We start from the raw sequence: 16,493 nt of genomic DNA on the forward strand, positions 1-16,493 counted from the left end.
ACTCTTATTATTCAGATAATGGCGTCTCAAGCGGGTTCCAAGGGCCAGTTTGACTGCCTTTCCATTCGGAACCGTCTTCCCAAATTTCTTTTTTCCAAATAGGTACGATTTGTTTCAAGCGTTCAATCGCATAACGGCTGATTTCATAACAATCCGCACGGTGCGGAGAAGATACCGCTATGACTACGCTGGCTTCAGCAATCGCTACCTTGCCCAAACGATGGGTGATAGCGCACAGCGTGCCGGGCCATTTGGCGTCGATTTCTTGGCCGATGGCTTCCATTGTTTTCAAGGCCATGGGCGTGTAGGCTTCATATTCCAAGAGGACTGTACGCTGTCCATAAGTCATTTCGCGGGTTGTGCCGATGAAGGCAAGGGAAGCTCCGTGATTCGGATGGTTGACTTTGGCTGTCACAGCACCAACATCAATCAGTTCGTGTGTAATTTCATATAAGACGGGTTGTCCGCCTGAAACGGGTGGAATGAGAGCCAATTCATCGGAGGCTGTGACCCTCTCATGGTCGCCTGCATAGGCTTGATTTTTGGCGAAAAAGCAGGATTTCAGCTGTTCGGCAGCTGCGGGATAGCGGGTGGCGATCTGAGCTTTAAGGTCTTGAATAGCAATATGTTCTTCCTGAATTTCTATGAGTAGGACAGAAGTCCCGAACAGGTCAACCAGACCTGCGAATAGTTGGATGTGTAGGTTCATGGGTCTACTCCTAATAGCTTATAGGGTCGCAATCCCTTACAGCATACCATATTTTCTTCTGAAAATGGTATAATGGGTCATGCCCTCAGCGGGTGAGCCGCTCAATAAAGGGTACCCCATTCGTCTTTATGTACCCGACGGCAGCAGTGAATGTCTGAATGTCAAAAGCGACCGTCGACGAATTGAAAATTAGGAAATGAGCGGTATTGTGGACGCATAAGATTAGACAGGGTTAGATCTGGCTAAAACCTGGGAAGAGAGGTGAATGGTTTGTCAGAGCATTTGCAACGACTCGTTATTCTGCATACGAATGATCTTCACAGTCATTTTGAACAAATGCCCAAAATCAGCGCGTATTTTGATCGTGTGCGCCGCTTATGGTCGGCTGATCAGGTGCTGACACTGGATATCGGGGATCATATGGACCGGATGCGTCCTGAGACAGAAGGAACGAATGCGATTGCCAATCTGGAAATCATGAATGCAACTGGCTATGAGGCTATGGTGATCGGCAATAATGAGGGACTGACGTTTACACCTGAATTATTAAGTGCGGTTGTCCAAAGACATGCCGCATTCCCGGTTATCGGCAGTAATATTATCGATATGGCAACGGGTCAAACGCCGGAATGGATGCAGACTTCGCTTATTCTAGCGAAATCCGGGCTTCAGATTGGGCTGATTGGCGTAACGGCGGCGTATCAAACCTATTATGAGCTGCTCGGCTGGCAGGTGACAGATCCGCTTGAGGCGGTAGAAGCCCAAATTCGGCTTCTGCGCCCTCAGGTGGACATCTTGATTGTGATGTCCCACTTGGGGTTGGGGACGGACCAGCGGATGGCTGAGGAGCTGCAAGGCATCGATGTGATCCTGGGCGGACATACACATCATGTTCTGGAGGAGCCGCTGCTGCTCAGCGGCACTTATATTGGCGCGGCCGGCAAGTTCGGACAATACGCCGGCCACCTGGAACTTGCCTACGATACGGCGCAGCGCCGCATCGTGGAACTGACCGGCCGCGTCGTCCCGATGACGGACGCGAGCGAAGAAGACAGCAGCGTGGCGGCGCTGCTGGAGTATTACCGCATCGCCAGCGCAGCGGCGCTGGACGAAGAAGTGGCGCAGCTGCGGCAGCCGCTGCGCCTGGATTGGTACGGCGAATCCCCGCTCGGCAACTTGCTTGCCGCAGGGATTCGCCGCTGGACCAGCGCCGAGATCGGGCTGGTCAACAGCGGCCAGCTCCTTCAGGGGCTGAAGGAGGGCCGGCTCACCCGCGGCAGATTGCTGGAAATCTGCCCAGGGCCGATCAACCCCTGCCGCTTCCTGCTCAGCGGGGCAGATCTCCTGCAAGCGCTCGAAGAGTCGCAGCTTGACGAGTTCATGGAGAAGCCGATTCGCGGCTTAGGCTTCCGGGGCGAGGTGCTGGGCGTGCTGAGTGTAGACGGATTAACCGTCTGCGTGGACAGCTCCCGAGCACCCTATGAACGCATTCTCGCCGTTCATGTAGGCGATAAGCTGCTTGAGCTTGATCGTGACTACGTGGTGGGCACGATTGATATGTTTACGTTCGGCTCCGGTTATTTATCGCTCAGCCGCGGCAAGGAAGTGGGGTACATGCTGCCGGAATTTATTCGCGATGTGCTAGCTGTCGAGCTGCGCAACGAGGAAGCGATCGCCCAAAGTCAAAGCTTGCGGTTCACGGATCTGAGTAGTTCGGCAAGCTGAAATTATGTAGTTCATGTAAAGCTTTAGCAAAAAAGTTGTCAGATTCACTAAGTTGCAAGTAGAATATATAATTGGACAGGCTTCAATTAATCAACTCTCACAAATTAGGGGGAAACCATGCATACTATTTTTGAAGCGATCATCATTGGGATCGTCGAAGGCTTGACCGAGTTTTTGCCCGTCTCATCTACGGGGCATATGATTCTAGCGCAAAGCTTGCTGAACACAGAAAATGATCAAGTGATGAAAACTTTTGATTTTGTCATCCAATTGGGTGCCATTATGGCTGTTGTGATCATTTATTGGAAACGTATTTTGTCCTTGTTTGGTTTAGTGAAAAGAAAAAGTGAAAGCAGAACCGGCAAGAAATTGAACTTGCTGCATATCCTGATCGGTATTTTGCCTGCGGGTGTGATTGGCTTAAAATTTAGCCATGTAGTCGATGAGAAGCTGTTTAACACCACGACGGTCCTCGTTGGTCTGGTCTTGGGCGGGATTCTGCTGATCATTGCGGAAAAGAAAAAAGCCCAGTCGAGTACGATGGTTTTGGATGACTTAACGTATCGTCAGGCTTTCTTCATCGGGTTGTGGCAGCTAGTTTCCATCTGGCCGGGATTCTCACGGTCCGGTTCAACGATTGCCGGGGGCATGCTGTCTGGCGTAAGCCGCGCAGCTTCTGCAGATTTCACGTTTATCATGGCAATTCCAATTATGTTTGGCGCATCAGGCGTGTACTTTTTGAAAAATTATGACGCACTTTCTTCCACGGATTTGCCCTTTTTCGCGGTTGGTTTTATCGTAGCTTTCATCGTAGCTTTATTAGCGGTTGTTTCCTTTATCAAGTTTGTTCAAAACATGAAATTAACGTATTTTGCTTACTACCGATTCGCTGTTGCTATCGTTTTCGGACTTTATATGTTCTTAAAGTAACTTTAATTTAATCTTTTAGCGAACCGCGTCGAATGATGCGGTTTTTTGTGTTGAACTTTTTTGTGAAATCTATTACATTTAGATAGAAAATAACGCTCAGCTAGCGGGGGTCCTTAAATGCTGTTAATGCCGATCAACATGTGTCATCCTGGAATGAGGCTGGCCAAGAATATTTACAACGACGATGGTATGGTGTTGTTGGCCGTTAACGTGGAGCTAACTCAGAGACTAATTGATCGGCTTTTTTCATATGGCATCGATTATATCTATATTGAAGACTCGAGAACGGACGACGTCATTCAAGAAGATGTTATCCAGGACGAGACTCGAACCAGAGCTGTGATCGAAATTCGAAATACGTTCAAGAAAGTCATGGAAGACTCGAATAAGCGCGGGGCTGTTAACTACTATGATATCGGACGTAATTTCCGTGATGTAATGAATATGATTATTGATGACTTGAGCGCTCATGAGGGTGCGATGGTGATGCTCAATAATATGAATATTAAAGATAACTATCTGTTTCAACACTCCGTGAATGTTAGCATTTACGCGATTATGCTGGGAATTAGCTATGGCTACAGCCGTGAAAATTTGGAAACACTTGGATTAGGGGCTTTATTGCACGATATCGGCAAGACCAAGGTCCCTCTAGGTATCTTGCGCAAGCCATCCCAGTTGACGACAGAAGAATTTAATGAAATGAAGAATCACACCCACTATGGCTTCCAAATTCTAAAAGACGAACCGAATATTCCGCTGCTATCGGCGCATTGTGCGCTCCAGCATCACGAACGTGTGAACGGAAGCGGATACCCTCGCGGTCTTCATGGATCGGATATTAACGAATTTGCCAAATGGATTGGACTTGTGGATTCGTATGATGCGATGACGACAACGAGGGTCTACCGAAGACCGCTCCTGCCTCATGAAGCCATGGAGCAGTTATTTGCGGGTTCAGGCACGATGTATGATCAAAGCCAGATTGCGCTGTTTCGCGACAAAATTGCCATCTATCCTTTGGGGATCACCGTAAGGCTGAACACAGGGGAATACGGCATTGTGTCCAAACTTAATATGGCTGTACCGCATAGACCGATCGTACGCGTCTTGCAGAATGAAGCGGGGACCGTGTTAAAAGATCCCTACGAGATTGATTTATCGACGAAGCTTTCCATCTTAATTTCAGAAATTGGGGAGATTAAAGTGGATGATTTGGATGCTGATTCGCATATACCGACACTCCTTTGAGATACAATAGAGATAACAAATGTGAAGAACCTGGGATCCCAGGTTCTTTTTGCAGATATGGGGGATGCTTGTGAGAGAAACATCGGTCAAAGGGAATTTCTGGAAGTGGGGGTTTGCCATGCATCGATTCCGGTGGCTCGTTCTTGGAATCTGTGTGGTGCTGCTGCTCAGCTTCGCCGTATTTGCAAGAGCAACGCCGGGGATGTTGAAGGATAACGGTTTTACGCCCAAAGGAAGTGAGTCCGATCGGGGCTTCATCCAACTGCGTGATGATCTTGGCGTTCCGCTGACGATGTTGAATTTGGTTTATCAAGGCGAGGGGCTGGACATGACGTCCAAAGACCATCAGCAGACGATTATGGAATCGCTAAGTGAACTCAAGAAGCTTCCTTATGTGGAAAGTGTGAAATTCGTTGCAACAGCGCGAAATGAGGGGTACAGCGATATTCAAGCGGTTACGGTTTCGCTGAAGCTGGATACAGATCCTGCTCTGGAGAAGTACCCGGAGCTCAAGCAAGCGGTTCATTCGCCTCCGGGCATGAAGGTTTACGTAACGGGCGGCCCAGCTATTCTGCATGATATGCAAGAAGCAAGCAAACACGATATTGCCAAATCAGAAGCCATTGGGCTTCCTATTGCCTTGATTGTTTTATTATTTGTTTTTGGCACGCTGGTGGCGGCAGTGCTGCCCATGATCGTGGGGATCATGAGTGTAACCTTAACACTAGGAATTACCTATTTTATTGCGCAGCATCAATCCTTATCGAACTTTCTTCCCAATATGGTGACGATGCTGGGACTTGCTGTCGGCATTGATTATGCCTTGTTCTTGGTCAGTCGGTTTCGGGAAGAACTCAAGGTGCAGAACAGTGTCGCTGAGGCTGTGGCGATGACATGTCAGACGGCGGGGAAATCGATTTTCTTCTCTGGCATTGCCGTGTTGATTGGTTTAGTTGGCATGTTGTTCGTTGATTTAACCTTTTTCCGCTCGTTATGTTTGGGCGGCGTCATTGTTGTCTCGATCTCAGTCGTTGTAGCCAATACGATGCTATTGTCTTTGCTCGGGATATTGGGTCATCGGATCAATTCGCTGCAAGTAGTTCCTAAGCGATTCCGCAAGCAGGAGACGTCCCGCTTCTGGGAACGGATTGCCTATATGGTCATGAGGCGTCCGGTATTGTTAGTTGTTCTTGTAGGGGGAGCGCTGCTCTATACGATGACTCCGATCGGACATATGAAACTAAGTGTACCGAATGCAGAAGTGCTGCCTCCTACTTATGAATCCCGCTATGGCTCTGATCTGATGAAAGCAGCCTATGATCCGCGGATGATGGGTCCTATCCAAATCGTCGTCCGGACGGAGTCAGAGGTATGGGATGAGGCCTCTATTGGGCTTATTCGAACTTATAGCGATAAGGTTAAAGCGGTGTCCGGGGTCAAAGAAGTCCAAAGTTACTTAACGTCACTTGGGCAGCATACGGATGCCCAGTTAGCAGAAATGCTTAAGAATACGGCGGTAAAATCACAGATAGAAGACAATAAGCTGGCCAGAGGGCATACGGCTCTGCTCGTTGTTGTTCCGGAGAAAGCTACGGACGATCCTTCCACGGATGGTCTGGTGCGCGAGCTTCGCGGCTTGGCGATAAGCGGGCTGGATATCGCGGTGACAGGCGGCCCTGCGTACCGCTTGGATATCATTGACCGCATTCAGAATGAAATTCCGGTCGTGCTTATTTTCGTCATGGGCGTTACCTATTTCGTGCTGTTGTTTGCTTTCCGCTCCGTGCTGCTGCCGTTGAAAGCCGTGTTGATGAACATGTTAAGTCTTGGCGCAAGCCTTGGAATCGTTGTGCTCGTGTTTCAACAGGGGTATATGGCAGATATGCTGCATATTACATCGATCGGCTACGTCAGCGCTACGCTGCCTGTTATTATATTCTGCGTGGTCTTCGGTATCTCGATGGACTACGAAGTTTTCTTGATTTCACGGATCATGGAGGAATATGAAGAGAGTGGCGACAATGATAGAAGTACCGCAGCCGGGCTGAGGAAAACGGGGAGTCTCATCACGAGCGCCGCTTTCATTCTGGTTGTTGTTGTGGGTTCCTTCATTTTCACTGATATCGAAATTATGAAGGCGCTCGGGCTTGGCTTAGGTCTGGCGGTTCTCATTGATGCCACGATCGTTCGTGTGATGCTGGTTCCTGCTCTGATGAAGCTGCTTGGGGATGCCAACTGGTGGGCGCCCAAGTGGCTGCGAATTAAATCGCATAAGGCTGCTGAGAAGCGCTAATTGAAGCATACGGTCCTTGTGGCCGTTTTCTTTTTTTTCAATCATAAGTTACAATAAAGGGCATAGGTATAGGCATGATAGGAACATTTTGCAAGTGAATAGGAAATGATAGGTCAGGTGTAAACAGCATGAATATGAATGGAACACACTCCATCTTACCGGAGTTAACCCCCTCTAACGACCCATGGGATCCAATTCGGTCTTATCGGAAATATGGGAAGCATGTATTAACCAGCATCGAATTGACAATAACAAATTTGTGCAATATGCGTTGTGAACATTGTGCAGTAGGGGATTCATTAACGATGACGGAGGGACCTCACATTCCCTTGTCGGTCATTTTGAATAAGCTTGATCAGGTTGAGCATCTGGAGACTATCAGTTTGACGGGGGGAGAGCCCTCCTATCATATCAAGATTGTCAAAGACTATATGCTGCCAATTCTGAAGTACGCGCGTGAGCGAGGCATTCGCACACAAATCAACTCGAATTTAACGCTGGATCTTGAGCGTTATGAACTGCTGGCTCCTTACCTAGATGTCATGCACATCTCATTCAATTACCTGAATGCGGATGACTTCCACCAGGTTGGCTTCGTGAATGCCCAGCGCACAGTTGGCCAAGATACGGCGACGCGGATGTATGAACGCATGGTCAATAATACGATTGCGCTCAGCAAGGGCGGACTGTACGTGTCAGCTGAATCGATGATTAACACGCGAACGCATGAGAAGCTGCCGCAGATTCATCAGTTAATCGATGAAATGGGCTGCAAACGTCATGAAGTGCATCCGATGTATGCCAGCTCGTTTGCTTCCCATCTGCCCATGGTTTCTCTGGACGAGTTAAGAGCAAGCATTCATGGATTGCTCGACAGCCGCAATCGTGACATGTGGATGCTGTTCGGTACTTTGCCCTTCTTTGCTTGCAATGAGTTGGAAGCCGACCGGTTGTTGGTCAAGAGGCTGCGCGAAGAGCCGAATGTAACGGTCCGCAATGATCCCGATGGCCGCAACCGCTTGAATATCAGCACATTTACAGGTGAGGTGTTCGTCACGGATTTTGCGAACGAACCGCCTTTGGGCAGCATTCATCAGGATGAGCTGGATACGATTTTTGCCCGTTGGGAAAGCAATCCATTGAATCAGCGTGTCAACTGTTTCTGTACGGCAGCCTCCTGCTGCGGACCTAATCTGTTGGTAGCGGACTCGTACTACAAGACGGTTGATTTCAAGAAGCGCCAAGCACTTATCTAACGTCATTGACTCTGAAGGAGATATCCGCTCTTGCCACATACTTCCTTTGATTTTGGATCTATTGTGTTTAATCTCGTTTTGGTCATTATCCTAGTCTTATTGAATGGTTTCTTCGTTGCTGCCGAATTTGCGCTTGTGAAAGTGCGGCATTCCCGTATCCAGCAGCTAGTGAATGAGGGCAGCGGCAAAGCTAAATATGCCAGCAAGGTGACATCTCAGTTGGATACCTATTTGTCAGCCACGCAATTAGGGATAACCTTGGCTTCACTAGGCCTAGGCTGGGTAGGTGAGCCAGCTATTGCGGATCTGATCATGGAGCCCCTTTTTCACGCATTAGGGATAGGGACTTCCGTCTACACGGGGGCTTTATCTTTCATTGTTTCCTTCGGCTTCATTACGTTTCTGCATATTGTGCTCGGCGAGCTGGCTCCCAAGTCCTTCGCTATTCAGAAAGCCGAACTAACCTCGCTCTGGCTTTCTGCGCCGCTGCTTTATTTCTACAAGATCTTCCGGCCAATTATCTGGCTTCTGAATGGAGCAGCCAATAAATTATTGTCGCTGTTAGGGGTAGAGCCTGCCAGTGAGCACGAAGCAGCTCATACGGAGGAGGAAATCCGAATTCTGATGGATGAGAGCGTGAAGAGCGGACATATTGATCAGGATGAAATGGTGCTGTTCGATAATATTTTCGAGTTCTCGGAACGAATTGCCCGTGAAGTTATGCTGCCGCGGACCGATATGGATTGCTTATTCCTGGAAATGAGTTTCATTGAGAACCTGCATATCGTCCATCTGACCAAACATACGCGTTATCCCGTAGCGACGCAGGACAAAGACACGATTGTCGGTTTTGTACATATTGTTGATTTATTAACGGCTGATCCGGATGAGGAACAGGAGATCAAGAATTTCATTCGACCTATTCTCAACGTGCCGGAATCGATGGAAGTTAGTCGCGTATTGAAACTAATGCAGAAAAAGCATTCCCAACTGGCTATCGTTGTTGATGAATACGGGGGCACAGCGGGACTTCTCACTCTGGAGGACATCATGGAGGAAATCGTCGGAGAATTGCACGATGAGTTCGATATTGACGAACGCCCTGGTGTTGAGGTGAAGGAGAAATACACATCGGTTGATGGTCGTGTATTGATTGAAGATTTGAACGACATGCTTGATCTGGAAATCGAAGATGAAGATGTAGATTCTATTGGCGGATGGTTGTTTAAGAAGCTTGAAGGTGCTCCAGTAAAGGGGAAAACCGTCTCATTTGGCAATCATGTTTTTGAAATTTCGGAAGTCGATCGCTTGCGAATTGTACGCATCCATATTACGAAAACGAATCAAGTTAAACCGGGAAATGAATAAGCGGAGGAATCCCTATGTCGCCTAAGACGACCATAATTATGGTGATTGGCTTACTGTTGCTTTACGGATTGTTTACCATAGGGCTTCCCTTTTTGCTTGCGCTTGTGACAGCTATTTTCTTGGATCCGTTAACGATTCTCCTGATGCGTGCCATCAAAGTGAATCGGTTTATAGCGGCCACGATGATTAGCACTTTATTTACACTGCTGACACTGACGTTATTTTATTTCATTGGATTGAATGTCGTTACTGAGGTTATTGACCTCGGTCGTAAAGCGCCCAATTACATGGATGAGGTGAATAAGTATGTAGACCAGGCTGTTCTGAAAACACAGGTCTTCTACGATTCCTTGTCTCCTGAATTGGCTGCGCAGGTACAAACCTGGGTGGAAAGCAGCACACAAACTTTAACAGGTGCGTTAACGGATGCGCTAACAGGCATTTCGGGTTTCTTCCTCAATATGGCGGGCAAAATTCCGAACCTGTTCATGCTGCTGATCGTGTATGTGATCGCTTTGTATTTATTTATGTACAGCATTCCCAAGCTGAAAATTGCCTTCCTCTCCATGTTCGAAGAGAAGACCAAAGAGAAGATGGAGCATGTGCTTGTTTATCTGCGCGAAGCCATCTTTGGATTTATTCGCGCTCAGCTCATTATGGCGGCGTTAACGTATTTAGTGACTTTCATGGGATTACTCTTGTTGAATGCGGAGTACCCGCTAGCGATTTCGCTTCTCGTCATGGTGATGGAGTTTGTGCCTGTGGTGGGAACGGGGCTCGTCTTTATTCCATGGTTGTTGTATCAACTGCTGGTTGGGCATACAGGAATGGGTGTGGGCTTGTTAATTCTCTTCCTTGTTCTGACCATATTCCGGCGAATTGTAGAGCCTAAGGTGCTTAGTGATGCCGTTGGCATCAACGCGCTTGCCGCCTTGATCAGTTTATATCTAGGATTTGAGCTGCTCGGGATAACGGGGCTGTTTCTGGGACCACTGGTTGTTATTATTTATCAAGCCATGCGCAAAGCAGGATTATTGAAATTAAACATTAAGCTGGACTGATGGGCAAGAAGATGTGCTTGGGAAGACCCTATTTATAGGAAAGCACCTATTTTGAAGTATACATTCTGCTAGAGATCAACTACATTTAAATAACAACCAAAGGACTGGTGTATGCCAGTCTTTTCTGTTTTCCGAATATTGTCTCTTTCAGCCGGGATAAAGGAGAGAATAACCAGCATGAATATTAAATTGCTCTTTGGAGCAAAGGCTTATTTTATAAAAATGGTGCTATGGATCAGTATGGCCATCTTTATTCTTGTTGTTGTTCTGTCCACAGTTGTGTATATCAATTCGCAAAATCTTTTGGTCAAAAATGAATACGCAGCCAATCAAAAAATACTTTATCAGGTCAAGTACAATATGGATTTCATGGATCAAACGATTAGCAACCTGAGTAAATTTCTTTATTTAAATAGCGATGTAACCGCTGTCATGTATGCGAAGCAAGAGAACATGGTGGATGTGGCATACCGATTGAATAAAATCGTTAGTTCTGTAACCTCAGCAAACCCGTATATTCACTCAATCAGTATATATAATCGAAATTTGGATCAATCTTACAGTACAGGCTCGCCGTTGTTTTTTAAAGATCAGATGCTCTACGATTTTATTAATTCGAATCAAGCGCTGCCGAAGCTAAAACCCATTTTTCGGGATATCAAAAAGCTGGTCAATGGACAAACAGATCCCGAACATGTGTTTTCATATTTCATATACGAGACTTTGATCAATGATGCAAAGCCGGATGGTGTCGTCGTCATCAATGTGAAGCCGGAGTGGCTGCTTGAAAATATTAAACAAATCAATATGATTGATAAGCGCAAGGGAGATAATGTATTTATTCTGGACCAGTATGGTGAGTACTTGGATGATGGAACTAATGATCGTGAGATCATGTCGTGGATGAAGAGCGACTTTATGTTCTATAAAACAGCTCATCCTCAAGCTGAACCGGATGGATTTTTTCAGAGCAAGCACAACGGAATCCAATATTTGGTGACGTACACGAATCTGGATAGCGCCGGGATGACACTGCTCAAAATGCAGCCTGTCCTTGAAATTTATAAGTATATTAACAGCTTAAAAACGAGTATTATCTTCATCACGATCATTTTTCTAGTCATGGCCATTGTCATGTCCATTGGCATCTCCCAGAAAATTTATCGACCGCTAGGAAAGCTAGTGAATTCCATTATGTTGGATCGGGTTCGCCGATTAAATAAAGACGAAGTCGTGGATGAGATCTCTTATTTGAATACGGTTTACCAACAATCGATGGAAAAGCTCGACCATTTTGATAAGGAAAAATATCAATATAAAGATGTGATGAAGCATTATTGGTTAAGCAGACTGCTCACGGAGAGCTTCTCGATTGGCGGCTCCGAATTAGAAACTATTTTTCAAGACATGAGGTTTTCTATTTCTTTGGACGGTTCCTATGTCATCTGTTTATTGAAAATAGATAACTACAAGGAATTTCAGCAAACGTTCCAAGCCAAAGATAAAGATACCATTCGTTTTGCTTTAATTAACATTGCTTCAGAGATTGTGGCAAGAGAGTACCCTAACGAAGGACTCGACATGAAAGATGATCATGTTGTATTGATTGTTAGCCTCCCAGAGGAAGATGATCAGTTTCCTTGGCGAATCGTTTCTCTCATGGAAGAAGCCCAAGAGAACGTTTCACGGCTTTTCAAAGTATCCTTCACCGCTTCCATCAGCGATAAGGCAAATCATAGGAAGACATTGCACAGTTTGTATAACAAGGCGCTCGATCAGTCGATGTATCGTCTATTGCTTGGGCATTCCTCTGTTATCACGCACGAGACTGTGAAGAAACATGTTGAAAGCAAAAAAACGGGGTATGCCAGAAATCTGGAGGAAATGTTTCTAGAAACCATCAAGTCGAGAAACGCTGGAGCGTTGGAGGAGGTCTTGTCCCATATTTTTGCGGAGATTAGCACGCTCAACTATCACAATGCCTTCGTCTCTATCATCAGACTAGTGGATGCTGGGATCGAGACGCTGGAAGAAATGAAAGTGACGGCTTCACCGTCTCTGCACATTTCCTCTATCAGCCGCAATATTTTGGAGAAGGAAACCATTGTCGAAATTCATCGGATCATTGTGGCCGCACTTCATGATTCGTTCCAACAAGGCCAAGGGGAAACTACGAACTCATTGAATTACTTTGTGGTAGATGCAGTTACTGAATACATTCATAACCATTATCAGGACCCTTCCTTGAGTTTGACTTCGATCGCTTCGATCATGAAGCTGTCCACAAGAAATTTAAGCAAAATATATAAGGAAGCTACACAGATATCGATTCCTGATTGCATCAACGAGTTTCGATTGGCCAAAGCAGCGGAACTGCTCACCCATGAAGATCTAAGCGTGTATGAAATTGTTGAAAAGGTTGGGATCCTCAATGAAACTTATTTCTTCAGCATGTTCAAAAAGAAATATAAGGTTACGCCCAAGGAATATGCCATTCGAAGAAATATGAATAATTTAAACAATAAGGGATAAAAGGCATTCGGACATTTCACATAAGTTGAAATGCGGCAACAGATAAGCTGGCATAATTGCCTACCTGATCTCCCAAGCCAGAAGGAACGACACGGCAGACCTGCAGGGCAAGAGGGAGCGCCTCTCTGTGAAGTTCCTGCCAGGCATAAGCCTCAAGCAGGCTGCTTTGTCTCGCATAAATACTCCCAATGACGATCAGCTCTGGGTTCAGGATGTCCACGAGTACAGCCGCGGTATGGAAAATCTGCAAAGCAGAATCGTCTCCTGCTTGGGCAGCCTCTGCTATCTGCTGCGCTGTAATCCAGACCAGCTTGCCTGAAGAGGTTCCTTGGGCGTAGGAAACTGAGCTTTCCCTAGCAGGGCAATACCCTCGGCGGCACTTCCCCCGTTGCCGCAGAGCAGCATTTTACCAGCGGAATGGAACGTATTTGCACATAGCTGGAAAGCCTTGAGAATGTCAGATGTACAGATTTCCAAATCTGGATAACGTGCTGTAAGCTGCTGCATGTGAGTTTCCAATATCATTATATCCATCCTATAAATTCCCCCTATCGATCGATCTCATCGGCCCGAAAATCGTTCAAAAGCGCAGTAATTTGCGGCAGCCAACCTTGGTAATCCGCCAAAGCGAATGCCGGAAAGCCAAGCAGATAGTGATTCCCATAGGTTACGCCATCCATAGTCCATTGCATAAGAAACAACCGTTTCTGCGAATGAGAAATAGGAATTTTGCCAAGCTCGGCATTTTCATTGGCCGCCACATGAAAACGGCCCTCCATGAGAGTTTCCTTCGAATCCGCATCCCAAATGCGATAAGTGCCCGTTGCAGCTTCTCTGGAGTCGTTCAGGCTGCTGAACTCTGCGGATATAGTGAAAGGCAAGCTTGGTGCCATAGTAATAATCGACGACAGCATCGGAGAACTGCGGCCATCCGTCGATCATGTTCCACCAGAGAATCCCGGTTTTGCGCCACTTCTTGAGCAGAGTCATCTCGATGAAAAATTTCTTAGCCTCTGCTTGGGAAATTTGTGAAGCCAGTATGAAATCCTCCAAAGAGTCAGGAATGGCTCCGAATAATTCTTTAATTTGATTTGCCATTAGCTGAATCCGTGTTGCGTTAGGTCCTTGTGAGCCGCTATCTTCTGTGGCATGCGCAATCCATTGCTCGTTGCTGCTGTCGAAGGGCCAGAGCTGCCGTTCAGACGCCATATTCATATTCCCGGCTTGGATAGCTTCAGGAGACAGATAGGGAGAACTGGGCAGATACGCCCGGTGTGGATCATACTGCTGAATGACATCCGGCAGCAGCTTCCGGGTAATCCCATTGACGGAGGGATCGGGCAAGCTATACCACTGAGAAGCCTCGTCACATTCGTTATCGCCGCAACATAGGACAAGCGAGGCATGATTGCGCAGCTTCTTGACCACGGATGAAGCTTCAAGTCTCATGGCTTCGAAGAATTCGGGCGTCTGTGGATAGACGGCGCATGCCATCGCGAAGTCCTGCCAAACCATCAATCCATGTTGATCGCAGAAATCATAAAAAGCATGGTCTTCGTAAACATTCCCTCCCCAGCAGTGGATCATGTTGCAGCCTGTTTCACAGAACAGCTGAAGCGCGGTCTCGTAACGGCTGGCATCCCGGCTGTGGAACACATCCATCGGCACCCAATTCGATCCTTTGCACATGATTGGCGTGTGGTTGACTTGGAATAGAAATTCCCCCTGCTTCGGAGGTGGTCGTTTCTGTGCGAATGAGCTGCGCCTGTCTAATGCCAATTCTTTCTGTCCGCGAAGCCAGTACGCGTCCTTGATGGACCAGTTCGGTTGTGACCTCGTACAGCGCAGCTTTCCCGTATCCGCTAGGCCACCAAAGGCGGAGATTCTCCACGGATAGGGTCAAGGTGCCCAAATTGAACAATACAGGCTTGCTGATCTGAAACACCGATTCGCCCGACGCTCCCATTACCCTTAGCTCCAAGGCAAGCTGCTCAAATCATCGGGATGATGGATAGGCCATTGATCTTGAGGGAAATAAACAAGCTGCCACTGGCCGTTCAGGCACAGGGTATCGATCATATAAAAACCTCCTCGTAACGATGGGGACTTACGAACCCATTGTACAAGGAGGTTGATGATTAAACTTGTCTTATGTTCAGAAACATAGCACGATTTTCGGTTTTTATTTGGAGTGACGGGCTGCTTTCGGGGACAGCCCGTATTTGCTTTTAAAACAACGAATGAAATGAAATAAGACAACGAATTAAAGCCGGAAGCCAGCCCAATTTCAGTCATCGGTAAACTGGAATTAAGCAGCAGCCTATGGGCAAATTGAAGCCTCTTCTCTTGCAAATACTGCTGGAACGACTGACCGATAACTTTGCTGAATTTTCACTGAAATAGTTGGGACTCCGAGGGGTGAGCGCCGCAGCTTGATGGAGAGTTATCGGTTCACGAAAATGATAATCGATATAATGCAGCGCTTTGCGGAGTTGAGTCCATTCAGGGACATCTACTCTCGAATGAGTGAATAAAGCTTTGGGATCAGCGGGACAAGCCCGCAGGACATCGACCAGCATTCTGTTCAATGTTGCCCGAATGGCTTGATTCTTGCCAATCCGCGATTCGGCACATTCGGTTATTAATCGCTGGCATTCCAATTCAATGCCAGCTACAAGTGTATCCTCACAGCGGATAGATATCCGATTGGGTTGTTGAAAAAAACAGGCGCAGCTCTTCATCGAGCCACTCCTCGGTAAATTTCAGATTAATTAATCGAAGAGGCAATCTCGGCTCCGGAATAATGGTGTGGAAGTCAACGGGCGTCAGAAGGTAAATGGCGCCAGGGGCAAGATGGAAGGATTCCCCGTTCAAAATTTGTGTGCCCCGGCCGTCCAAAATAATCTCCATCTCAAAAAATTCATGCCCATGCAAATCATGAACACGGTGTACCTCATACTCGGAGATGCTGAAATGAAAGGATGGAGTGAGAAATTCATCAATCATATACCGATAAGGCAAGGGCAGTTTCCTCATTTCCTGACGCTCCTTCCCCATTTCTACAATAGTTTTAGTATACAATATCAGGCGAACTTTCGTGGAGGGGGCTGCATGATAATCACTGCCGAATACGCAGTCTATAGGAATTTGCTTAAAATGCAGTCGATTCCTTCGCTGAAACTGCAGTCTTGGAAGCCAGTTTTGAAGGAAAATACCTATAATGCAATATACTTTGCCGGATTCATCGCCTAGAGTTGAGGTATGGCAAGGCTTTAGAAACGAGGTTATGAGATGGCAACGAATGATTAAGAGCTTCACCGTCATATTCCACGGCGCAGCTCGGAGGAATGCGCCGGGGAGGGAATCTG

The 16,493-nt window shown here is 46.9% G+C and carries 17 protein-coding genes; 8 read left to right on the forward strand and 9 right to left on the reverse strand.

Annotated features, from left to right (window positions below; all coding sequences use genetic code 11):
* Positions 1-7 precede the first annotated feature (7 nt).
* Positions 8-709, reverse strand: a complete 702-nt coding sequence (locus tag IEY34_RS36485; RefSeq protein WP_189007369.1) for a molybdenum cofactor biosynthesis protein MoaE — start codon at positions 707-709, stop codon at positions 8-10.
* A gap of 270 nt (positions 710-979) precedes the next feature.
* Between IEY34_RS36485 and IEY34_RS02950 the strand changes: the two genes are divergently transcribed.
* From IEY34_RS02950 to IEY34_RS02985, 8 genes are all read left to right on the forward strand, one after another.
* On the forward strand, positions 980-2,434 hold the full coding sequence (locus IEY34_RS02950) for a bifunctional metallophosphatase/5'-nucleotidase (protein ID WP_189007372.1): 1,455 nt from the start codon (positions 980-982) through the stop codon (positions 2,432-2,434).
* Positions 2,435-2,551: 117 nt separating this feature from the next.
* A complete protein-coding gene (locus IEY34_RS02955) occupies positions 2,552-3,364 on the forward strand; it encodes an undecaprenyl-diphosphate phosphatase (protein WP_189007375.1) in 813 nt (270 codons plus the stop codon).
* A 117-nt stretch (positions 3,365-3,481) separates the two neighbouring features.
* Entirely contained in the window at positions 3,482-4,615 is a 1,134-nt protein-coding gene (locus IEY34_RS02960; RefSeq protein WP_189007378.1) for an HD-GYP domain-containing protein, read from the forward strand.
* Between the two features lie 70 nt (positions 4,616-4,685).
* Positions 4,686-6,908 carry an MMPL family transporter gene (locus IEY34_RS02965; RefSeq protein ID WP_229757444.1) on the forward strand — a complete coding sequence of 741 codons (2,223 nt, stop codon included), beginning with the start codon at positions 4,686-4,688 and terminating at the stop codon, positions 6,906-6,908.
* Positions 6,909-7,036: 128 nt separating this feature from the next.
* A complete protein-coding gene (yfkAB, locus tag IEY34_RS02970; RefSeq protein ID WP_189007384.1) occupies positions 7,037-8,164 on the forward strand; it encodes a radical SAM/CxCxxxxC motif protein YfkAB in 1,128 nt (375 codons plus the stop codon).
* A 30-nt stretch (positions 8,165-8,194) separates the two neighbouring features.
* A complete protein-coding gene (locus IEY34_RS02975; protein ID WP_189007387.1) occupies positions 8,195-9,532 on the forward strand; it encodes a hemolysin family protein in 1,338 nt (445 codons plus the stop codon).
* A 14-nt stretch (positions 9,533-9,546) separates the two neighbouring features.
* Positions 9,547-10,593, forward strand: a complete 1,047-nt coding sequence (gene ytvI, locus IEY34_RS02980; protein ID WP_189007389.1) for a sporulation integral membrane protein YtvI — start codon at positions 9,547-9,549, stop codon at positions 10,591-10,593.
* Between the two features lie 177 nt (positions 10,594-10,770).
* Positions 10,771-13,125 (forward strand): AraC family transcriptional regulator, encoded by a 2,355-nt coding sequence (locus tag IEY34_RS02985; RefSeq protein WP_189007392.1) that lies wholly within the window; start codon positions 10,771-10,773, stop codon positions 13,123-13,125.
* A gap of 16 nt (positions 13,126-13,141) precedes the next feature.
* Here the strand turns inward: IEY34_RS02985 and IEY34_RS02990 are convergent, their stop codons facing one another.
* Genes IEY34_RS02990 through IEY34_RS03025 form a run of 8 tightly spaced genes read right to left on the reverse strand, consistent with a single transcriptional unit; the run spans position 13,142 to position 16,161 of the window.
* Positions 13,142-13,375 (reverse strand): hypothetical protein, encoded by a 234-nt coding sequence (locus tag IEY34_RS02990; protein WP_189007395.1) that lies wholly within the window; start codon positions 13,373-13,375, stop codon positions 13,142-13,144.
* Between the two features lie 32 nt (positions 13,376-13,407).
* Entirely contained in the window at positions 13,408-13,659 is a 252-nt protein-coding gene (locus IEY34_RS02995) for a phosphoheptose isomerase family protein (RefSeq protein WP_189007398.1), read from the reverse strand.
* A gap of 14 nt (positions 13,660-13,673) precedes the next feature.
* Positions 13,674-13,886, reverse strand: coding sequence for a hypothetical protein (locus IEY34_RS03000; protein WP_189007401.1), 213 nt, complete (start codon positions 13,884-13,886; stop codon positions 13,674-13,676).
* A complete protein-coding gene (locus tag IEY34_RS03005) occupies positions 13,873-14,793 on the reverse strand; it encodes a glycoside hydrolase family 2 protein (protein WP_189007404.1) in 921 nt (306 codons plus the stop codon). Before IEY34_RS03005 ends, IEY34_RS03000 begins: the two co-directional genes overlap by 14 nt.
* Entirely contained in the window at positions 14,726-15,091 is a 366-nt protein-coding gene (locus tag IEY34_RS03010; protein ID WP_189007407.1) for a hypothetical protein, read from the reverse strand. Before IEY34_RS03010 ends, IEY34_RS03005 begins: the two co-directional genes overlap by 68 nt.
* Positions 15,092-15,096: 5 nt before the next feature.
* Positions 15,097-15,477, reverse strand: a complete 381-nt coding sequence (locus IEY34_RS37650; protein ID WP_189007410.1) for a helix-turn-helix domain-containing protein — start codon at positions 15,475-15,477, stop codon at positions 15,097-15,099.
* Entirely contained in the window at positions 15,417-15,866 is a 450-nt protein-coding gene (locus IEY34_RS03020) for a hypothetical protein (RefSeq protein ID WP_189007996.1), read from the reverse strand. Before IEY34_RS03020 ends, IEY34_RS37650 begins: the two co-directional genes overlap by 61 nt.
* A complete protein-coding gene (locus IEY34_RS03025) occupies positions 15,811-16,161 on the reverse strand; it encodes an AraC family ligand binding domain-containing protein (protein WP_189007413.1) in 351 nt (116 codons plus the stop codon). The genes IEY34_RS03020 and IEY34_RS03025 overlap by 56 nt, the downstream gene beginning before the upstream one ends.
* Between the last annotated feature and the right edge of the window lie 332 nt (positions 16,162-16,493).

This window comes from Paenibacillus marchantiophytorum (assembly GCF_014640555.1).
Lineage (GTDB): Bacteria > Bacillota > Bacilli > Paenibacillales > NBRC-103111 > Paenibacillus_E > Paenibacillus_E marchantiophytorum.

Coding starts and splice junctions, on each gene's coding strand:
- yfkAB (WP_189007384.1), top strand. CDS start 7,037: ATGAATATGAATGGAACACACTCCATCTTACCGGAGTTAACCCCCTCT.
- ytvI (WP_189007389.1), top strand. CDS start 9,547: ATGTCGCCTAAGACGACCATAATTATGGTGATTGGCTTACTGTTGCTT.
- IEY34_RS36485 (WP_189007369.1), bottom strand. CDS start 709: ATGAACCTACACATCCAACTATTCGCAGGTCTGGTTGACCTGTTCGGG.
- IEY34_RS02995 (WP_189007398.1), bottom strand. CDS start 13,659: ATGGATATAATGATATTGGAAACTCACATGCAGCAGCTTACAGCACGT.
- IEY34_RS03020 (WP_189007996.1), bottom strand. CDS start 15,866: ATGAAGAGCTGCGCCTGTTTTTTTCAACAACCCAATCGGATATCTATC.
- IEY34_RS02960 (WP_189007378.1), top strand. CDS start 3,482: ATGCTGTTAATGCCGATCAACATGTGTCATCCTGGAATGAGGCTGGCC.
- IEY34_RS02955 (WP_189007375.1), top strand. CDS start 2,552: ATGCATACTATTTTTGAAGCGATCATCATTGGGATCGTCGAAGGCTTG.
- IEY34_RS03010 (WP_189007407.1), bottom strand. CDS start 15,091: ATGGGAGCGTCGGGCGAATCGGTGTTTCAGATCAGCAAGCCTGTATTG.
- IEY34_RS03025 (WP_189007413.1), bottom strand. CDS start 16,161: ATGAGGAAACTGCCCTTGCCTTATCGGTATATGATTGATGAATTTCTC.
- IEY34_RS02985 (WP_189007392.1), top strand. CDS start 10,771: ATGAATATTAAATTGCTCTTTGGAGCAAAGGCTTATTTTATAAAAATG.